The organism is Oleiphilus sp. HI0086, from assembly GCF_001635225.1.
Map to the genome: position 1 here is coordinate 1 of NZ_LWFZ01001491.1, position 16,681 is coordinate 16,681.

Annotated in this window: 17 protein-coding genes and 1 pseudogene; 12 read left to right on the forward strand and 6 right to left on the reverse strand. The window is 44.8% G+C overall.

What is annotated here, in order from left to right; genetic code table 11:
- Positions 1-191 precede the first annotated feature (191 nt).
- The 3 genes from hslO to yrfG are packed head-to-tail and all read right to left on the reverse strand — an operon-like array spanning position 192 to position 2,144.
- On the reverse strand, positions 192-1,049 hold the full coding sequence (gene hslO, locus A3756_RS25230; RefSeq protein ID WP_068554988.1) for an Hsp33 family molecular chaperone HslO: 858 nt from the start codon (positions 1,047-1,049) through the stop codon (positions 192-194).
- A 45-nt stretch (positions 1,050-1,094) separates the two neighbouring features.
- On the reverse strand, positions 1,095-1,496 hold the full coding sequence (gene hslR, locus A3756_RS28400) for a ribosome-associated heat shock protein Hsp15 (RefSeq protein WP_068508767.1): 402 nt from the start codon (positions 1,494-1,496) through the stop codon (positions 1,095-1,097).
- Positions 1,497-2,144, reverse strand: a complete 648-nt coding sequence (gene yrfG, locus A3756_RS28405; RefSeq protein WP_068508769.1) for a GMP/IMP nucleotidase — start codon at positions 2,142-2,144, stop codon at positions 1,497-1,499.
- A gap of 129 nt (positions 2,145-2,273) precedes the next feature.
- Between yrfG and cysQ the strand changes: the two genes are divergently transcribed.
- Entirely contained in the window at positions 2,274-3,101 is an 828-nt protein-coding gene (cysQ, locus tag A3756_RS25245) for a 3'(2'),5'-bisphosphate nucleotidase CysQ (RefSeq protein ID WP_068554990.1), read from the forward strand.
- Between the two features lie 70 nt (positions 3,102-3,171).
- Here cysQ and A3756_RS25250 read toward each other — a convergent pair whose 3' ends face one another.
- Together A3756_RS25250 and mutM are read right to left on the reverse strand one after the other, a co-directional pair.
- Positions 3,172-3,621 (reverse strand): hypothetical protein, encoded by a 450-nt coding sequence (locus tag A3756_RS25250; protein ID WP_231875638.1) that lies wholly within the window; start codon positions 3,619-3,621, stop codon positions 3,172-3,174.
- A gap of 31 nt (positions 3,622-3,652) precedes the next feature.
- On the reverse strand, positions 3,653-4,462 hold the full coding sequence (gene mutM, locus A3756_RS25255; RefSeq protein ID WP_068508774.1) for a bifunctional DNA-formamidopyrimidine glycosylase/DNA-(apurinic or apyrimidinic site) lyase: 810 nt from the start codon (positions 4,460-4,462) through the stop codon (positions 3,653-3,655).
- 55 nt (positions 4,463-4,517) lie between these two features.
- On the opposite strand from mutM, the gene A3756_RS25260 reads away from it, so the two are divergent.
- Together A3756_RS25260 and A3756_RS25265 are read left to right on the forward strand one after the other, a co-directional pair.
- Positions 4,518-6,569: a hydantoinase/oxoprolinase family protein gene (locus A3756_RS25260; RefSeq protein WP_231872335.1), complete on the forward strand. Its 2,052-nt coding sequence runs from the start codon at positions 4,518-4,520 to the stop codon at positions 6,567-6,569.
- 91 nt (positions 6,570-6,660) lie between these two features.
- A complete protein-coding gene (locus A3756_RS25265; protein WP_068508775.1) occupies positions 6,661-7,857 on the forward strand; it encodes a fatty acid desaturase in 1,197 nt (398 codons plus the stop codon).
- 1 nt (position 7,858) lies between these two features.
- Here A3756_RS25265 and rsmD read toward each other — a convergent pair whose 3' ends face one another.
- The gene (rsmD, locus tag A3756_RS25270) at positions 7,859-8,518 is read right to left on the reverse strand and encodes a 16S rRNA (guanine(966)-N(2))-methyltransferase RsmD (RefSeq protein ID WP_082865499.1); all 660 of its coding nucleotides are present in this window, start codon (positions 8,516-8,518) and stop codon (positions 7,859-7,861) included.
- Between the two features lie 162 nt (positions 8,519-8,680).
- On the opposite strand from rsmD, the gene ftsY reads away from it, so the two are divergent.
- The 9 genes and pseudogenes from ftsY to A3756_RS25315 all read left to right on the forward strand — a co-directional run.
- A complete protein-coding gene (ftsY, locus tag A3756_RS25275; RefSeq protein WP_068554992.1) occupies positions 8,681-9,910 on the forward strand; it encodes a signal recognition particle-docking protein FtsY in 1,230 nt (409 codons plus the stop codon).
- A 47-nt stretch (positions 9,911-9,957) separates the two neighbouring features.
- Positions 9,958-10,641, forward strand: a complete 684-nt coding sequence (gene ftsE / locus A3756_RS25280) for a cell division ATP-binding protein FtsE (protein ID WP_068506585.1) — start codon at positions 9,958-9,960, stop codon at positions 10,639-10,641.
- Complete coding sequence (gene ftsX, locus A3756_RS25285) at positions 10,641-11,609, forward strand: permease-like cell division protein FtsX (RefSeq protein WP_068506583.1); 969 nt, start codon at positions 10,641-10,643, stop codon at positions 11,607-11,609. Before ftsE ends, ftsX begins: the two co-directional genes overlap by 1 nt.
- A gap of 228 nt (positions 11,610-11,837) precedes the next feature.
- Positions 11,838-12,692 carry an RNA polymerase sigma factor RpoH gene (gene rpoH / locus A3756_RS25290; RefSeq protein ID WP_068506581.1) on the forward strand — a complete coding sequence of 285 codons (855 nt, stop codon included), beginning with the start codon at positions 11,838-11,840 and terminating at the stop codon, positions 12,690-12,692.
- A 58-nt stretch (positions 12,693-12,750) separates the two neighbouring features.
- Positions 12,751-13,632, forward strand: a complete 882-nt coding sequence (locus A3756_RS25295; RefSeq protein ID WP_068506579.1) for an NAD(P)-dependent oxidoreductase — start codon at positions 12,751-12,753, stop codon at positions 13,630-13,632.
- A 33-nt stretch (positions 13,633-13,665) separates the two neighbouring features.
- Positions 13,666-14,448 carry a hydroxypyruvate isomerase gene (gene hyi, locus A3756_RS25300; protein WP_068506576.1) on the forward strand — a complete coding sequence of 261 codons (783 nt, stop codon included), beginning with the start codon at positions 13,666-13,668 and terminating at the stop codon, positions 14,446-14,448.
- 105 nt (positions 14,449-14,553) lie between these two features.
- A complete protein-coding gene (gene djlA / locus A3756_RS25305) occupies positions 14,554-15,366 on the forward strand; it encodes a co-chaperone DjlA (RefSeq protein ID WP_068554994.1) in 813 nt (270 codons plus the stop codon).
- Positions 15,323-16,051 carry a response regulator transcription factor gene (locus A3756_RS25310; protein WP_304438941.1) on the forward strand — a complete coding sequence of 243 codons (729 nt, stop codon included), beginning with the start codon at positions 15,323-15,325 and terminating at the stop codon, positions 16,049-16,051. The genes djlA and A3756_RS25310 overlap by 44 nt, the downstream gene beginning before the upstream one ends.
- Positions 16,038-16,681: pseudogene (locus A3756_RS25315) on the forward strand (two-component sensor histidine kinase); the annotation flags it as partial. The gene A3756_RS25310 and the pseudogene A3756_RS25315, both read left to right, overlap by 14 nt.

Sequence of the window (16,681 nt, forward strand, 5' to 3'; positions counted from 1 at the left end):
TTTAGCTTTTTCTAAAACAGAGCCTGGAAAAATTTGGGGCGCCATTATGCCAAATTGTTGTACAAAAAACGACTAAATTTAGAAGCAAGTCATTTTTGTTCACTTTAAAACATGCAAAGGCGATAGATTTTCAGATTAGAACTTGCATAAGGCTTATATGTAATATTTTCACCTTATTCAAACAAATAAGCCTAATGGGGCTCGCCTAGATCGAATAAATTTTGTACATCTGTCCGATCAAAAGTGTAACGTGCAGCACAAAATTGACAATCTACTGTAATCTCGGCTTCATGCTCCAGTATATCCAGCGCTTCTTCTTTTCCTAAGCTTTGAATTGATGCCGCCGTGCGCTCTTTGGAACACGAACATTTAAACTGTACTGGCTCAGATTGATAAGTAATCACTTTTTCTTCGTGGAATAGTCGCACCAGCAAGGTTTCATTATCTGTGCTCACGAGTTCTTCTGAGGACAATGTCTTAGCCAGTTGGGTCACCCTGTCCCATGCATCCTGATCTTCAATTTCTCTATAGCCTGGTAGTTTTTGTAACATTAAGCCATAGCAACCTAGCTCATCAGCACCTAGTAACATATAGGTATCGAGCTGTTCAGACATTTCAAAGTACTGCTCTAAACACTCAGACAGTGTTTCACGCTCTAAGGGGACGATCCCCTGATAGCGGTTTCCTCGATCAGGGTCGATGGTAATCACTAACTGCGCATTGCCTAAATAATCTTTTAACGGCAGACCTTCTTCAATGTCACCTTGCCAATGCGCAACCCCTTTAAAGGTCTTCAGGTTCGTCGTTTCTGCCATCAACAAACTTAGCGCCCCTTCACCTCGCGCATGAATAGACAGACGACCATCAAACTTCAAGGTTCCGGTTAGCAGAACTGAGGCTGCGATCGTTTCACCCAGGAGCGCTTTAACTTCTGAAGGGTAAGACATGTTTTTGCTCGCCTGCTGGAAGCTCTCTCCTAAGCGTACCCACTCACCTCGAATTTGCAGCTCTTCAAAAAGGAACTTCTGGAAAGTATCTTGATCAATCATGTATATATCCTGTTACTTCGAGTCTTATCACATTAAAGATAGAGCTCATTCAGATTCTGAATTTATATTCTTAAAACGGTGAATGCGTCGGCGGTCGCGTTTATTTGGCCTTTTAAAAGGTGCGGGTAGGCCTGCCATTGCTTGCTTTCGTTCCGCCAGCGCCTCCTCTCTTTTTACAATACTTTCTTCTGTCTCACGATAGAGTTCTTGAGCCAAGCTCGCATTTTTTCTGCGATCACTTAAACCTTCAACAATAACGACCTTATCAAACCAACCCTGGCGAATGGTTAGTTCTGCACCGATATCAACTGTCTTACCAGGTTTACAGCGTTGTTGATTATAATGCACCTTACCACCATCAATTGCCTCTTTCGCCAAGCTTCTGGTCTTGAAGAAGCGAGCAGCCCAAAGCCACTTATCAATTCTTACTTTTGCGTCTGTACTCATTTACAACAAGTCTCTAAAGTCACGAACTAAGGGAAAATCTCCTTGCTCTCTGTCAGGCTTCTGGCTATCAGGCTGGGCAATTGAATATAAGTGCTTAATACCAAATTCTTTTGCAGCGGCAAGTACCGCCTCATTATCATCAAAGAAAGCTGTTTTTTCTTTATCAAAGGGCCTTGCCTTATGAAGTCGCTGCCAGAAGTCAGACTGTTCTTTAGCCAAGCCATAATCGTGAGAACAAATGATCTCGTCAAAGAAGTCAGCCAAGTCGGTTTGCTCAAGCTTGACACTAATACTACCTTGATGGGCATTGGTAAGGATGGCCATCTCTACAGGCATATTTTTGACGGCTCCCAGGAATTCCTTAACATGAGGTCGATACGCAATTTTATTACTTACTTCTTTCTTTAGTTCCACAATATCGACGTTGAGCGCATCAGACCAGAAATCGAGACAGTACCAGTTTAGGGAACCATGATGTGCTTCGTACATAGCATGAAGCGACTTCACTGCATCGTCATGACTAAGGCTCTTCAGCTCCGTATAACGCTTTGGCAAATATTCTAGCCAAAAGTAGTTATCGAAATGGAGGTCTAGTAGCGTACCGTCCATATCGAAGAAAACTGTTTCTATCTGATTCCAGTCGATCATGAAACTCTCTATACTGTCGTAAAACGGCTATTCTAGCGCTCGGAATCTGTTCACACAAACACTCCTCTAAGAGTTATTAGCCGAAGCCAACTATTTCAACACACTTTATATTGGATATTACAAACCCTCATGAATGAGCTAGTACAACTTTTACCAGATTTAAAGAAAATCGTTATCGATGCGGGCGAGGCTATTCTCGAAGTTTATAACTCCGATTCGCCAATCGAAGTTGAGAACAAGGCCGATGACTCTCCGGTTACCAAAGCTGACCACGCCGCTCATATGGTGATAGACCAAGGCTTAACAAGCTTAGCTCTAAACTACCCTGTTCTTTCTGAAGAAGGTGGTATGCCTCAGTTTTCTGAGCGCTCTTCATGGCAGCGTTATTGGCTGGTTGACCCTTTAGACGGTACTAAAGAATTTATTAATAAAAATGGCGAGTTTACCGTCAATATTGCTTTGATCGAAGACGGTGAAGCTATTCTGGGGCTTGTCTACGTTCCTGTTACACAAACACTGTATTACGGATTAAAAGGGCAAGGAGCCTGGAAAGAAGAAAAAGGTGCTAAGACTGAGCTTAAGGTGAGCGCAGTCAATACTCAGGACACACTGGCTGTTGTTGGTAGCAGGCGCCACGGAGCTGAAGCCTTGGATGAACTTCTTAAGCATGTCGCTGAGGTATTTGACGATATTAATTTAGTCAGCATGGGTAGTTCACTGAAAATCTGTGCCATTGCGGAAGGAACGGCTCATTGGTATCCGCGCTTAGCGCTCACAAGCGAGTGGGATACTGCTGCTGCACACGCCGTACTCAATGCTGCGGGCGGTGAAATCCTCGATATCGATCTAAAACCTCTCACTTACAACCAGAAAGCAGATATTTTAAATCCATTCTTTCACGCCTTAGGCGATCAGAGCTTTGACTGGAAAGCGCTTATTCAAAAGGCATCAAACTAAACTAGTTTGAATAGAAATAAAAAAGGCTGGTATCACACCAGCCTTTTTTATTTGAAAGAAGAAGTGAAGCTTATTCTTCTTCCTGGGAAACTATCGCGCTGACTTTACGACCGGTCATTGTACAACCTAAGCAGCGGATAAACGCTGTATTAAAAGGCCCAGCCACCAGTTCATCGAAGGACTCCTCAACATTACCACCTAAGGCAGAAAATGGTGAAGAAACGATAAAGATTGCTGCACCTAAGATAGTTGTCGCAATCATTACGGGTCTTACAAACAAGGCGTCGCCGGTCATCGCAACGGCTGAAGGCGTTTCTTCAATCGTGTTTGACCAGCCCGTCGCGGGTAGCGCCAACACAAGGCTGAACATAATAACTTTTAGGGCTTTGGTAAATTGGCTGTACATGAACTTGTCTCCTTGGGTGCCTTTCACATAGTGTTCAGTATCTGGTGTTTGCTTGAATAGCCTAAGCTTACTGAACAAATGCCTGAAATCTGTCATTGATTTCAGTATAGACACAATATCTCCACTGTCGAATCGGGCGAATAGATTATTTTTGACACTGTGAACAGTACACCGTTGCACGATTACCTTGCCTGATTTCCTTTAGCGCTTGTCCACACTCGACACAGGCTTCACCCCCTCGGCCATACACATTCAGCTCTTGCTTAAAGTATCCTGGCTTTCCATCACTTCCCACAAAGTCTTTTAGAGTTGTACCTCCTTGTTTGATGGACTTACGCAAGACCTCTTTGATGGTATCTGCAAGCAAGTTATAGCGCTTTAAAGAGATTTGAGAGGCTGAGCGAATAGGAGAGATGCCCGCTTTGAACAAAGCTTCGTTTGCATAAATATTGCCAACACCAACAACGAGCTTACTATTCATCAGGAACTGTTTAACCGCTTGTTTTCTCTTTTTGGCAGCTTGATGAAGATACGCTCCGTCGAACTCCTCATTTAGAGGTTCAAGCCCCAAAGAAGCAATTAAAGGATGCGCTTGCCAATTGGAAGACCATAGTATGCTGCCAAACCTTCGCGGATCGTTAAAGCGCAGTATTTTTCCACAGGAAAGGTGGAATTCAACATGATCATGTTTTATCCGTGGCGTCCTCTCGTCGACTATACGCAAACTCCCAGACATACCTAAATGCAGCAGTATACTTCCGTCAGGGACACAGATGATTATATACTTACCTCGCCTGAGAACATCACTAACCGGCTGGTTTGTCATTTCATAGAGTTCATTAGAAACAGGCCAACGCAAAGCTTGCTGATAGATCTTGATAGATAAGATTTTATGCCCCTTGATATAAGGCTCAATGCCCCGGCGAGAGGTTTCTACTTCTGGCAATTCAGGCAAACTTGGCTCCTCATAGATAGAACAAATCACGCATTTTGATACAAAGGAAAGGCAAGTGTCCAATTCCCCTAAGCTTCACAATCCCAAATCTTCTTTAAGCGATGAGGATGAAATCCTGTACTTAGGTGTTGATGCCGGAGGCACTTTTACCGACTTTGTCTTGCTCACTGAACAAGAAGTGCGTATTCATAAAGTACTATCAACCCCTTCAAACCCTGCTCAAGCAATCTTGCAGGGAATAGAAGAACTAGGTTTAAACTCAGCTGTCGATAATAAACAGCTTTGTATTATTCATGGAAGTACGGTAGCTACCAATGCAGCGCTTGAACGAAAAGGTGCTCGTACCGTCTATATCACCAATAATGGTTTTGGCGATATCCTGAGCATCGGCCGCCAAGCTCGCAAAGAACTCTATAACCTCAATGCCAAACCACCCATTCCTCCTGTTCCAAGCGAGCTTTGCTTAGAAATAGAAACCCGACGTGATTCCGAGGGAAAGTTAATAAGACCTTTATCTGATGACGATATTGAAGCCCTTAAGCAAAAAGTTAATGACTTAAAACCAGAAGCTATTGCGATAAATCTCTTATTTTCCTTTATCAATGATGATGAAGAGCTACGCATTCAAAAAGCCCTGGAAGGTGACTATTTCGTCTCGCGCTCATCTTTTGTTTTACCAAAATATAAAGAGTACGAACGTGGTATAGCAACCTGGTTAAATGCATCCCTTGGCCCAAAAGTAAAAAACTATATTGATCACTTGATCGAGCAACTAAACGGCTGCCCTGTCTCAATCATGCAATCTTCAGGGGGAACCATTGCTGCTGAACAAGCCGCTTTACGATCTGTAAATCTGCTTTTATCCGGCCCGGCTGGCGGATTAGCCGCCGTTCGTCATATCGGTGAACAGTGTCACTTACCCAAGATCATGAGTTTTGATATGGGCGGCACATCAACCGACGTCGCCTTAATGGATGGCAACTTTGAACTAAGCGATGAAGGTAGCATTAATGATTGGCCGGTCGCGATACCAATGTTAAAAATGGAAACCATCGGTGCTGGCGGCGGCTCTATTGCCTGGATAGACGAAGGAAATATGCTACACGTCGGCCCTCAATCTGCGGGTTCCGCACCTGGCCCAGTTTGTTACAACAAAGGCGGAACTCAAGTAACTGTGACCGATGCCAATCTAGTTCTAGGGCGCATACGTGCAGATGCTTTCTTAGGTGGCGGTATGTCTCTTGATATAGCCTCAGCAGAGAGCGCGCTAGACACGCTAGCCAGCAAACTACAAATGAGCAGGCTTCAATTGGCAGAAGGAATCATAGAACTTGCGGAACAACAAATGGTAAAAGCCCTTCATGCCATTTCTATTCAGAAAGGGCACAACCCTAATGACTTTACCTTATGTTGCTTTGGCGGCGCTGGGGGTCTGCATGTCTGTTCCTTAGCTGAAAAACTCAATATGAAAAGTGCCATAATTCCCCAGAATAGTGGTGTCCTCTCGGCCTACGGCATGCTCAAAGCTCAAAAACAACGGCAATTTACCAAGACACATATTATTCAGTTAGATGATATTTCCCATCACCAACTGGAACAGCTGTTTGAAGGTCTCGAGTCACAAGGAACGAAAGAACTAAAATTAGAACAAGTAGGCAGGCAAACTATCCGATCAGAACGCTCTTTGGATCTTCGTTACCAAGGCCAGAGCTTCACTCTGAATATCCCCTTTTCTGCAGATCAAACCCGCAATATTGCAGACTTATTTCATCACAGCCATCAACAACACTATGGGCACCAACTCACTAATACCGCGGTTGAGCTCGTGAATGTTTGCCTTAGTCTGACAATTGAAACTCAGCAAAGTAATGATGTTATATGTACTGAAGTGCAAAATGATGCCACCACACAAGTCATTCAACTTCCTTCGATAGAAAAAGAAGTGACAATTCTTCAGCGAGAAGCGATCAAAGAAGGTGAAACCATAATAGGGCCTGCAATCATATTGGAAAAGGTTTCGACAACCTGGCTAAAAGAAGGATGGTGCGCAAAGATAGATCAGTTTCAGCATCTCGTGTTAAAAAAGCACGAAGTTATTGTGCAATAAACGAGCTGTCATACTCTAAAATATCATTGTTTGTGATAGCATATAAAACTAACGCGTGTCAGCTAGAATTTATAGGAGTGAGGTGAAGTAAATGTTTGACTGGTGGATAAACGGTATTCTCGATTTAAGTGTTGGGCAGAAAGTCATTGCAACGATAATTCTGACTCAAATCACCATCGCCAGCGTCACACTTTATCTACACAGACACTCAGCTCACAACGCTCTCGACCTGCATCCTGCACTTAAACACTTCTTCCGTTTCTGGATATGGCTGAGTAGTGCTCAAAATACCAAAGAGTGGACCGCTATTCACCGGAAACACCACGCAAAATGTGAGACAGATGAAGACCCACATAGCCCTGTTGCGAAAGGCCTAAAAACAGTTCTACTAACGGGTGCTGAGCTCTATAAAGAAGAGGCTGCCAATGCCGAAACCTTAAAGCGCTACGGTCAGCGAACACCTGATGATTGGTTAGAAAACAAGATCTATACCCCTCATAAGATGAAAGGTGTAGTACTGATGGGCGCTATCGATATTTTCTTCTTCGGCCTGGCAGGTATTACCATTTGGGCGATTCAAATGATGTGGATCCCGGTATTTGCTGCGGGTGTTATCAATGGTGTCGGCCATGCAATCGGCTACCGGAACTTTGAGTGTAAAGATGCCTCCCGTAACATCAGCCCCTGGGGCTTTTTTATTGGTGGCGAAGAACTTCACAATAATCACCACACTTATCCCAACTCCGCCAAGCTATCTGTTAAACCCTGGGAATTCGACATCGGCTGGTTTTATATCAGAATATTAAGCGCCCTTGGTTTAGCAAAAGCACGCAATATCCCACCTAAGCCAATAAAAGACAGTCACAAGCTGGAGCTTGATAAGGATACGGTGATGGCAATTATCCACAATCGCTTTTATGTTTTATCCCAATACCATAAGAATGTCATGATTCCGGTTATCCAAGCACAAAAAGCCAAGATGCAGGAACAAGAAAAAATTATGTTTAAAAAGGCCAAGAAGCTTCTCGTTAGAGAAGAAAATTTGGTTAAAAGTACTGAGAAAAGCCGAATCAATGAAATGCTTGACCACGACGTGATGATCAAGACCATTTATGAGATGAGCCAGGCTCTTCAAGATATTTGGAAAAAACACCCCGGTAGCCGCTTTCAAGAAAAGTTAAACGAGCTTTCTGAATGGTGTAAACAAGCTGAAAAAAGCGGCATCGAAAGCCTCGAAGAATTTGCCAAAAGTTTAAGACATTACTCTCTAAGTGCTGCAAAAGCCTAGATCAGATCTGGTCGCTAGCTTGTCGTTGATACAATTGATAACTGACTTGCCCGGCGACCTTTTCTTTCATCAGTTGCCAATCTTTCGGAATTGCAGGTAAAACGCCTTCTTTTTCCTGCTCCAGATAAATCACCGCCCCTTTAGCGAGTATCTCTGACTCCTCGATAAGTGCTAAAGTCTCTGTAAGTAAGCCTTTGCGAAAGGGTGGATCGAGAAAGAGTATATCAAAGGCACCTTGTTGTTTTGGACTCGCTTGAAGCCAAGTCAATGCGTCGAGGCACTCCACCACAGCTCGCTCAGCAGCCCCCCCTAATAGCGCGTAGTTTTCCTTAAGGCTCGAGGCTGCCTGACTACTTTTCTCAATAGAGCATAGCTCACCAGCGCCGCGTGAAAGCGCCTCGAGGCCTAAAGAACCACTGCCAGCAAATAAATCCAATACTCGGGCGCCGGGTAGATAAGGCATTAACCAATTAAACACCGTCTCTTTCACTCGGTCTGTCGTTGGGCGAAGACCTTCAAGCGCCGGAAAGTTTAATCGACGACTACGCCATTCACCGCCAATAATGCGAAAAGAGCCCGTTTGCGAGCTATCTATACGATTATTTTTACCATATGGCCGAGATTTTTGTCCTCGATGGTTTTTTTTAATCCTGGCTGGCATTAGAATTTCCTGTTATGTCATGCATATTATCCAAAGCACTCGAAAAAGCTCGCTTGTTTAGACGGATCCGTGCATTGTAAGTGAATTTTAGCCTCGCCGTTGCGATCTTTTTCAAAGAGAAATTATAACGGCATGAATCAAATACCTTAAGTTGTTCATATTATGCAAACAGAAATTTTATACTCTTTGGTCACCCTTGGCGTCATTGCACTCCTAATAGCAATCGATCTGATTCGCGCCAGACATAACCAAACCAAACCAAAGAAGGTTGAGCGCCAAGCACACCCCGAAACTAAAACGGTTCGCCCGCTGAATGAGTCTGCGCTGACTTCAGCCGAACCGGAAGCAGCACCTGAGCCTGAACCAACACCAGCGCCAAAACCAGAACCGGAACCAGCACCTGAGCCAGAGCCAGAGCCAGAGCCAGAGCCAGAGCCAGAGCCAGAGCCAGAGCCAGAGCCAGAGCCAAAAAGCTTTTTTGGCAGAATTAAGTCTGGCTTGAGCCGCACACGAGGCCGCCTATCGGGTGGTTTAAGCGAACTCATCATGGGCAAAAAGCAGATCGACGACGAGCTGCTTGAAGATATAGAAACACTACTTCTAACTGCTGACGTTGGTATTGAAGCGACTTCTGAAATTATCAATAAAATTACCGAAAGTGCCGACCGAAAAGAACTGAAGGACGCCGATAGCCTGCACGCTGTACTCAAGGACGAACTAAGCGGTCTGCTTAAAGCTAGCCATTCACCTTTAGAAATAAAGACTGGTGACTCTCCTTTTGTCATTCTTGTTGTGGGTGTCAACGGCGTGGGTAAAACAACCACTATTGGCAAAATGGCCAAGCGTTTCCAGAGCCAGGGACATTCTGTCATGTTAGCAGCAGGCGATACCTTCAGAGCTGCAGCAGTTGAACAGCTACAGGTTTGGGGTGAGCGCAACAATGTGCCTGTTGTTGCCCAACACACCGGCGCCGACAGTGCATCAGTCATATTCGATGCAGTTGAATCGGCTAAGTCTAAAGGGGTTGATATTCTAATCGCCGATACCGCTGGCCGCCTTCAAAACAAAGACAACCTAATGAGCGAGCTTGAAAAAGTTGTCCGAGTTATGCAGAAAGTTGACGATACCGCCCCCCACGAAGTGATGTTGGTTCTCGATGCCGGTACAGGCCAAAACGCACTTAGCCAAGCCCAAGTATTCCAACAAGCAGTTGGTGTAAGTGGTATCAGCTTAACCAAGCTGGACGGTACGGCAAAAGGCGGGATCATTTTCGCTATCGCTAAACAGTTAGGTCTACCGATTCGCTTTATTGGTGTTGGTGAGCAAATAGATGATTTACGCCCCTTTGAGGCGGATGAGTTTGTTGCTGCTTTATTCGACGAACAAGCATAAATCTCTGTCGATAAGATCTCAGCTCAAGTCAATAGGCCTACTAAATAATGATACATTTTGAGAATGTCACCAAGCGTTATAGCGACGGCCATGAAGCACTTAATGACGTAAGCTTTTCAATGGCGCGTGGTGAAATGGCCTTTTTAACAGGCCATTCCGGCGCAGGTAAAAGTACACTGCTTAAGCTGATTATGTTGATGGAAAGAGCCAGTGAAGGAAAGGTCACTGTGGGTGAGCAAGACCTTATGCGCATCCCAAAGCGGCAAATTCCTTATTACCGGCGTCATGTCGGCGTTGTTTTTCAAAATCATCGCTTGTTATTTGATCGCAGTGTTTACGACAACGTTGCGCTTCCCTTAGAAATTTCGGGAATGAACCCGCGCGATATCGGGCGTCGAGTACGTGCCGCATTAGATAAAGTCGGTTTGCTTTCAAAAGAGAAAATGACACCCATTCAGCTCTCAGGCGGTGAACAACAGCGTATCGGTATTGCCAGAGCCGTTGTCAATAAACCTCCCGTTTTGTTAGCCGATGAACCAACCGGAAACCTCGACCCCGAGCTTTCAGCCGAAATCATGAACTTGTTTAGCGAGTTCAATCAAGTCGGCGTCACGGTACTGATAGCGAGCCACGACTTGGCATTGATTCATCATATGCACTATCGCGTAATCTCGCTTCAGCAAGGAAGTCTGATCGACTCACGTTCTCAATTTGCTGGAGCAGATGACTAATGGCTGAGCTACCCAAATCTTCAGGCGCTCGACCGGCTCCTCCGCCAAGTGCTGCAAACCACTATATAGAACACCATAAAAAGGTGGCTAAGGCGACTCTGCTGTCATTGCTAAAAACACCCATTGCCAGTCTCTTTACCTGTGCAGTGCTCGGCATAGCTCTGGTTCTGCCAGCTTTGTTGACTAGCCTTTTAAGCAATATTGAATCACTAGGTGAAGATTGGGATGGCAGCGCACAAATAACGCTCCTACTTAAAAAGGGCGTGCCGCTTATTGATGGACAAAGGCTTGCTGACGATATTGCAAAAAGAAAGAGTATCACCAGCAGCCAGTTTATCGATAACGATAGCGCGCTGAGCAATTTTAAAGAACGCTTCGAGTTTGCCGATGCAATCGACTACTTAGACAGCAACCCCTTGCCGCATGTCATTATTGTTCGCCCATCAGATGCTCTAAATACGATTGAGCATATTGAGCAGCTCAAAGATGCTCTAATTACTCTTCCTGAAATCGAAAGTGCGATACTCGATGTGGTTTGGGTAAAGCGGCTTCAGTCGATCATTAATATGCTTCAGCAAGCAGTAAGCGTTATCGGAATAATGCTCGCACTGGTTGTTATTCTGGTGCTAGGGAATACCATTCGCCTAGCAATCGAGAACAAAAAAGAAGAAATTATTGTAATTAAACTCGTTGGCGGAACAGATGGTTTCGTTCGTAGGCCCTTTCTATATATGGGTGTATTATTTGGTTTTGGCGCCAGTCTAGTTGCCTGGATACTGCTTATTATCATTACCGCTATTCTTAATGGCCCGGTTGAGGCATTGGCCAGCTCATATCAAAGCACTTTTAGTTTGTCATCACTGAGTTTTGAATCTACACTATTGTTATTCTTAATAGGGACAGGGCTGGGCTGGTTTAGCTCTTGGCTTGCAGTACGCAAACATTTGGATGATATTGAACCAAGTTAATCAAGTAGAAATCCTATATTGCTGAGTCTTAAGTTTTATTAATCTTGTCTCTGCAACAGTAATTTTCAAAGTAGTACTCTTTTTTCTCCCTTTAGAATACTTTATGATTGCTTAATATATGTACAATTTTTCTGTATGGAACTTTTTCTTTGTTCTGCTGTCTAAATTTGAGCAGAGCAAAATATTGAACACTAAAATTCTTACGGAATAAATGTTGGAGGTTTTATTATGGGTACAAGCTTACAGCCCGTAGATATGCTTACCCCGGGCGCAAACCTGGAGTCATACATTCAGGCCGTGAATGGTATCCCTATTCTGAGCGTTGAAGAAGAACGCAAGCTTGCTGATCGTTTACATGATGAACACGATCTTGAAGCTGCACGCCATATGGTTATGTCTCATCTTCGCTTTGTTATTCATATTGCTAAAAGCTATGCCGGCTACGGTTTGGCTCAGGCAGACCTTATTCAGGAAGGTAACGTAGGCTTGATGAAAGCTGTTAAGCGTTTTAACCCTGAGTATGGCGTTCGCCTGGTTTCTTTTGCTGTACATTGGATCAAGGCAGAAATTCACGAGTTCATTCTACGAAACTGGCGCATCGTTAAAATTGCGACGACTAAAGCTCAGCGTAAAATGTTCTTCAATTTGCGCAGCAACAAAAAACGTTTAGCTTGGTTCACTCATAAAGAAGTTCAGGACGTAGCTGAGAACCTCGGTGTAGAACCAAAAGTCGTACGAGAAATGGAAGGTCGCTTAAGTGCTCACGATGCATCTTTCGACATGGGCGCCGATGATGACGAAGATAGCGCATATCAGGCTCCCGCTAATTTCATTGAAGATCATAGCCATAACCCGGCTCGTCGACTGGAAAAGCTGGACAGCACTGAATACGCAAATTCCCGTTTACACGAAGCCTTAAAAACTCTGGATGAACGCAGTTTCGATATTCTATCCAAGCGCTGGTTGACCGAAGATAAAAAGACTTTGCATGAACTCGCTGATGAGTACGGCGTTTCTGCAGAACGTATTCGACAACTAGAAAAAAATGCAATGAAGAAGGTTAAAGCCCTAATCGAAGATTAAGGTTTGGCTCGATATATAAACCGCCTACTTGGGCGGTTTTTTCGTTTTAGGAGAAAAGATGAAGATCGCATTTCTTGGGATCGGCCTGATGGGCTACCCAATGACACAAAAGTTACTGGATGCCGGTTTCGAATTATTGCTATGGAATAGAACTGCCGAGAAGATGGCAGATTTCGCCGATAAAGCCGAACTTTGTGCAAGCGCCGCCGAGGCGATTAGCCAAGCAGAAATTATTATCAGCATGTTGGAAAATGGCGATATTGTCGATCAGGTTATCTATCAGTCACAAGCTTATCAAAGCGCGAAGCCGAATAGCTTATTTATCGACATGAGCTCAATTCCGCCTTCTACCGCTCGCAAGCACGCCCAGTTAGCAAAGCAGCATCAGTGTCACTATCTGGATGCGCCAGTTTCCGGCGGTACAGCAGGTGCTCAGGCGGCCACCTTATCTGTTATGGCGGGTGGTGATAAGCAGCAATTCGAACGAGCACAAGAGCTCTTCCAGGCATTTGGGAAGTCTACTTACATTGGTGATACCGGAAGTGGCCAGCTATGCAAACTGGCCAATCAAGCGATTGTCGGCATCACAATTGGCGCCGTATCAGAAGCACTGTTATTAGCCTCCGAAGGTGGTGCGGACCCTGAAGCCGTACGAGAAGCCCTAAGTGGAGGCTTTGCTGCCAGCCGTATTCTCGAATTACATGGACAAAGAATGCTAGAGCGAAACTTTGAGCCAGGCGCGACCTCTCGTGTCCAGCTTAAAGACCTGAAAACTATACTTGATGAAGCGCGAAACGAAGGTCTGACACTGCCCCTATCTCAGCGTACTTATGAGTCTTATCTATCTCTGGTTGCTAATGGCAATGAAAATGTCGACCATAGCGGCCTACTGCTTGAGCTAGAACATATGAACCAGACTCAACTGAAATCTACTAGTTAAGTGTTTTAGCAAACTCATCGCAAGGATATAAGCATGCCCAAGTTCGCCGCCAATCTCACTATGCTATTTACCGAACTTCCTTTTATGAGTCGCTTTGAGGCTGCCTCAAAAGCCGGTTTTAAGTACGTTGAGTACTTATTTCCCTATCAATGGCCCGCTAAAGAACTTGCCGAGGCACTCGATGCTAATGGGCTAGAACAAGTGCTATTCAATCTCCCGCCTGGTAATTGGGATGCAGGAGAGAGAGGTATCGCCGGCTTACCCGGACGTGAGGATGAATTCAAACAAGGGCTCGAAACAGCGCTGGAATATGCGCAAACACTTGGGGTTAAGCAGATTAATTGCTTATCAGGTTTAAAACAGCCTGACTGTAGTGACGAGCAACACTGGCAAAAACTTGTTGCTAACGTCAAATATGCTGCCCAAGCGCTTGCCAGAAAAAATATAACACTGATGGTTGAAGCAATTAACAGTAAAGTTGATATGCCTGGGTTCATAATTGATACATTAGACAAAGCTCTGCAGCTACTCGAGGACGTCAATGAAGAAAATGTAAAGATCCAGTTTGATATCTATCATATGCAAATCATGCATGGCGATATTATCCGTAAGATAGGATCTGCCCAAGCCCAGATCGGCCATATCCAGTTTGCCGATAACCCCGGCCGACACGAGCCAGGTACCGGCGAGCTTAACTTCTCGCAGATCTTCAAAGCACTTGATAGGCTTAATTACTCAGGCTATATCAGCGCCGAATATATACCATCATCTACCACTGACGCCTCACTCTCATGGCTTTCCCAAAGCAATAAGTAAGCGGGTTACGAACATTTAACTGGTTATATAAATCCACTAAGTTTATATATTTATATTCACTGCAAAAGGCAGATAGCGCTTTAACGCAAGGTATAGATTTAGACAATGAACTGGTGGGGAAAATTAATCGGTGGAGCCTTGGGCTTCGCATTTGGCGGTGGCCCCTTAGGCGCTTTGTTAGGCGCGGCTATTGGTCATAGCTTCGATAAAGGTATGGCCAATATCGAAAACTTTTCTGGTGGCAATCAGGAAGAAATACAAGCGGCTTTTTTTGCTGCCACATTTTCGATAATGGGGCGTTTGGCAAAATCAGACGGCCATGTATCTCAAGTCGAAATTCAAGTTGCTCAAGACACCATGAGCAAGATGCAGTTGACGGACGAGCAACGTAAAGCAGCAATCAATTTATTCAATCAAGGCAAGCAAGAAGATTTTGATTATATCGCTGCCATGGATGACTTAAAGAGAGTCTGCGGCCGTCGTACCAATCTCCTTAGAATGTTTATGGAGATACAGCTAACCACCGCGCTTGCCGACGGAGAATTACACCCAAATGAACACCAGCTGCTTCTTGAAGTAGCCGAACACCTTGGTTTCCAGAAACGAAATTTTGAACAACTACTGGCAATGATGACAGCTCAGCACCGGTTTACCGGCTTTGAGCACGATACGTCAGGCCATGTTAGCGAAGAACAAATGATCAGTGCTGCCTATGAAACTCTAGGCGTACAGAGCAATTGCAGTGATGCTGAACTAAAGAAAGCCTATCGTAGACTGATTAGTCAACATCACCCGGATAAACTTGTTTCGAAAGGCTTGCCAGAAGAAATGATGAAAATAGCCACCGAAAAAACTCGGGAAATAAAAGACGCTTATGAGCGAATTAAGAAATTCAGAGCCCAAGCAAGCAGAGGTTAAGATGCGCGTACTCGTAATTGAAGATGATAAAGATGTAGCGGCTTATTTAGTCAATGGCCTCAAGGAAAACGATAACGTTGTAGATCATTCTGCCGACGGTAAAGAAGGTTTATTAATGGCAGCCAGTGAAAGCTATGATGTTATGATTATCGACCGCATGTTGCCTGGAATGGATGGTCTATCCATTATTAAAACGATCCGCGCAACCGGTAACCAAACACCTGTACTGATCCTTAGTGCACTAGGCGACGTAGATGATCGTGTTGAAGGTTTACGCGGTGGTGGTGACGATTATCTGACCAAGCCTTTCTCCTACACTGAGTTACTTGCTCGCCTGGAAGTATTAGTCAGACGCGGGGCAACCAGTGGCTCCGAGAAAGTGACTCACCTGCAAGTTGCCGACCTTGAAATGGATTTGCTAGCCCGCTCTGTCAAACGCGGTAGCGAAAAGATCGACCTCCAACCTCGCGAATTTCGCTTGCTAGAGTACCTGATGAAACATGCAGGCCAAGTGGTGACTCGTACTATGCTATTGGAGCAGGTTTGGGATTATCATTTTGATCCACAAACCAATGTGATCGACGTCCATATCAGCCGCTTACGATCAAAGATCGATAAGGACTTCCCGAAACAACTACTACAAACAGTTCGAGGCGCGGGATACATTCTTAGTGAAGATTCTTAGTCTTCTTCGGACCTCTACCTTTCAATTGGCGATCATGTACATGGTACTGTTCGCCACATCTGTCTTTATCCTGATGGGTTTTATTTATTGGGCTACTGCCGGCTACATGTCGAGCCAAACCGACGAAACTATTGAGGCTGAAATTATAGGCCTTGCTGAGCAATACCAAAGGCAAGGGCTCAACGGTTTAATCAGCGTTATCCGGGAGCGTGTCGCGCGAGACCCAAATGGCAAGGCTATTTACTTATTTACCGCCAGAGACTTTATTAAGCTCGCCGGTAATATAAGTAAGTGGCCTGAAGATGGAGAAGTACAGGAGGGCTGGCTAAACTTCACCCTTGGCGAGAATCTAGGGTGGCCAGGTGAAGAATCCCGGCCTGCTCGTGCCCGTGTATTCATCGTGCCTGGTGGACTAAGGCTGCTTGTTGGCCGCGATGTAAATGAATTTATGGCCGTTAAGCAACTCGTCGAACGTGCGATAAACTTTGGCATGGGAATTACCTTCGCTCTGGCGATGCTTGGCGGCATTATGATGAGCCGTAGTACAGCAAAAAGGGTTGAGCTAATTAACCAAACCAGCCAGCGGATTATGCAAGGGAATCTTTCTATTCGTATCCCGGACCGTGGCAC

Excerpts from the sequence above, each read along its gene's own strand:
- hslO (WP_068554988.1), bottom strand. The coding sequence starts at position 1,049 with ATGATTGATCAAGATACTTTCCAGAAGTTCCTTTTTGAAGAGCTGCAA.
- hslR (WP_068508767.1), bottom strand. The coding sequence starts at position 1,496 with ATGAGTACAGACGCAAAAGTAAGAATTGATAAGTGGCTTTGGGCTGCT.
- yrfG (WP_068508769.1), bottom strand. The coding sequence starts at position 2,144 with ATGATCGACTGGAATCAGATAGAAACAGTTTTCTTCGATATGGACGGT.
- cysQ (WP_068554990.1), top strand. The coding sequence starts at position 2,274 with ATGAATGAGCTAGTACAACTTTTACCAGATTTAAAGAAAATCGTTATC.
- A3756_RS25265 (WP_068508775.1), top strand. The coding sequence starts at position 6,661 with ATGTTTGACTGGTGGATAAACGGTATTCTCGATTTAAGTGTTGGGCAG.
- rsmD (WP_082865499.1), bottom strand. The coding sequence starts at position 8,518 with ATGCCAGCCAGGATTAAAAAAAACCATCGAGGACAAAAATCTCGGCCA.
- ftsY (WP_068554992.1), top strand. The coding sequence starts at position 8,681 with ATGCAAACAGAAATTTTATACTCTTTGGTCACCCTTGGCGTCATTGCA.
- ftsE (WP_068506585.1), top strand. The coding sequence starts at position 9,958 with ATGATACATTTTGAGAATGTCACCAAGCGTTATAGCGACGGCCATGAA.
- ftsX (WP_068506583.1), top strand. The coding sequence starts at position 10,641 with ATGGCTGAGCTACCCAAATCTTCAGGCGCTCGACCGGCTCCTCCGCCA.
- rpoH (WP_068506581.1), top strand. The coding sequence starts at position 11,838 with ATGGGTACAAGCTTACAGCCCGTAGATATGCTTACCCCGGGCGCAAAC.
- A3756_RS25295 (WP_068506579.1), top strand. The coding sequence starts at position 12,751 with ATGAAGATCGCATTTCTTGGGATCGGCCTGATGGGCTACCCAATGACA.
- hyi (WP_068506576.1), top strand. The coding sequence starts at position 13,666 with ATGCCCAAGTTCGCCGCCAATCTCACTATGCTATTTACCGAACTTCCT.
- djlA (WP_068554994.1), top strand. The coding sequence starts at position 14,554 with ATGAACTGGTGGGGAAAATTAATCGGTGGAGCCTTGGGCTTCGCATTT.
- A3756_RS25310 (WP_304438941.1), top strand. The coding sequence starts at position 15,323 with ATGAGCGAATTAAGAAATTCAGAGCCCAAGCAAGCAGAGGTTAAGATG.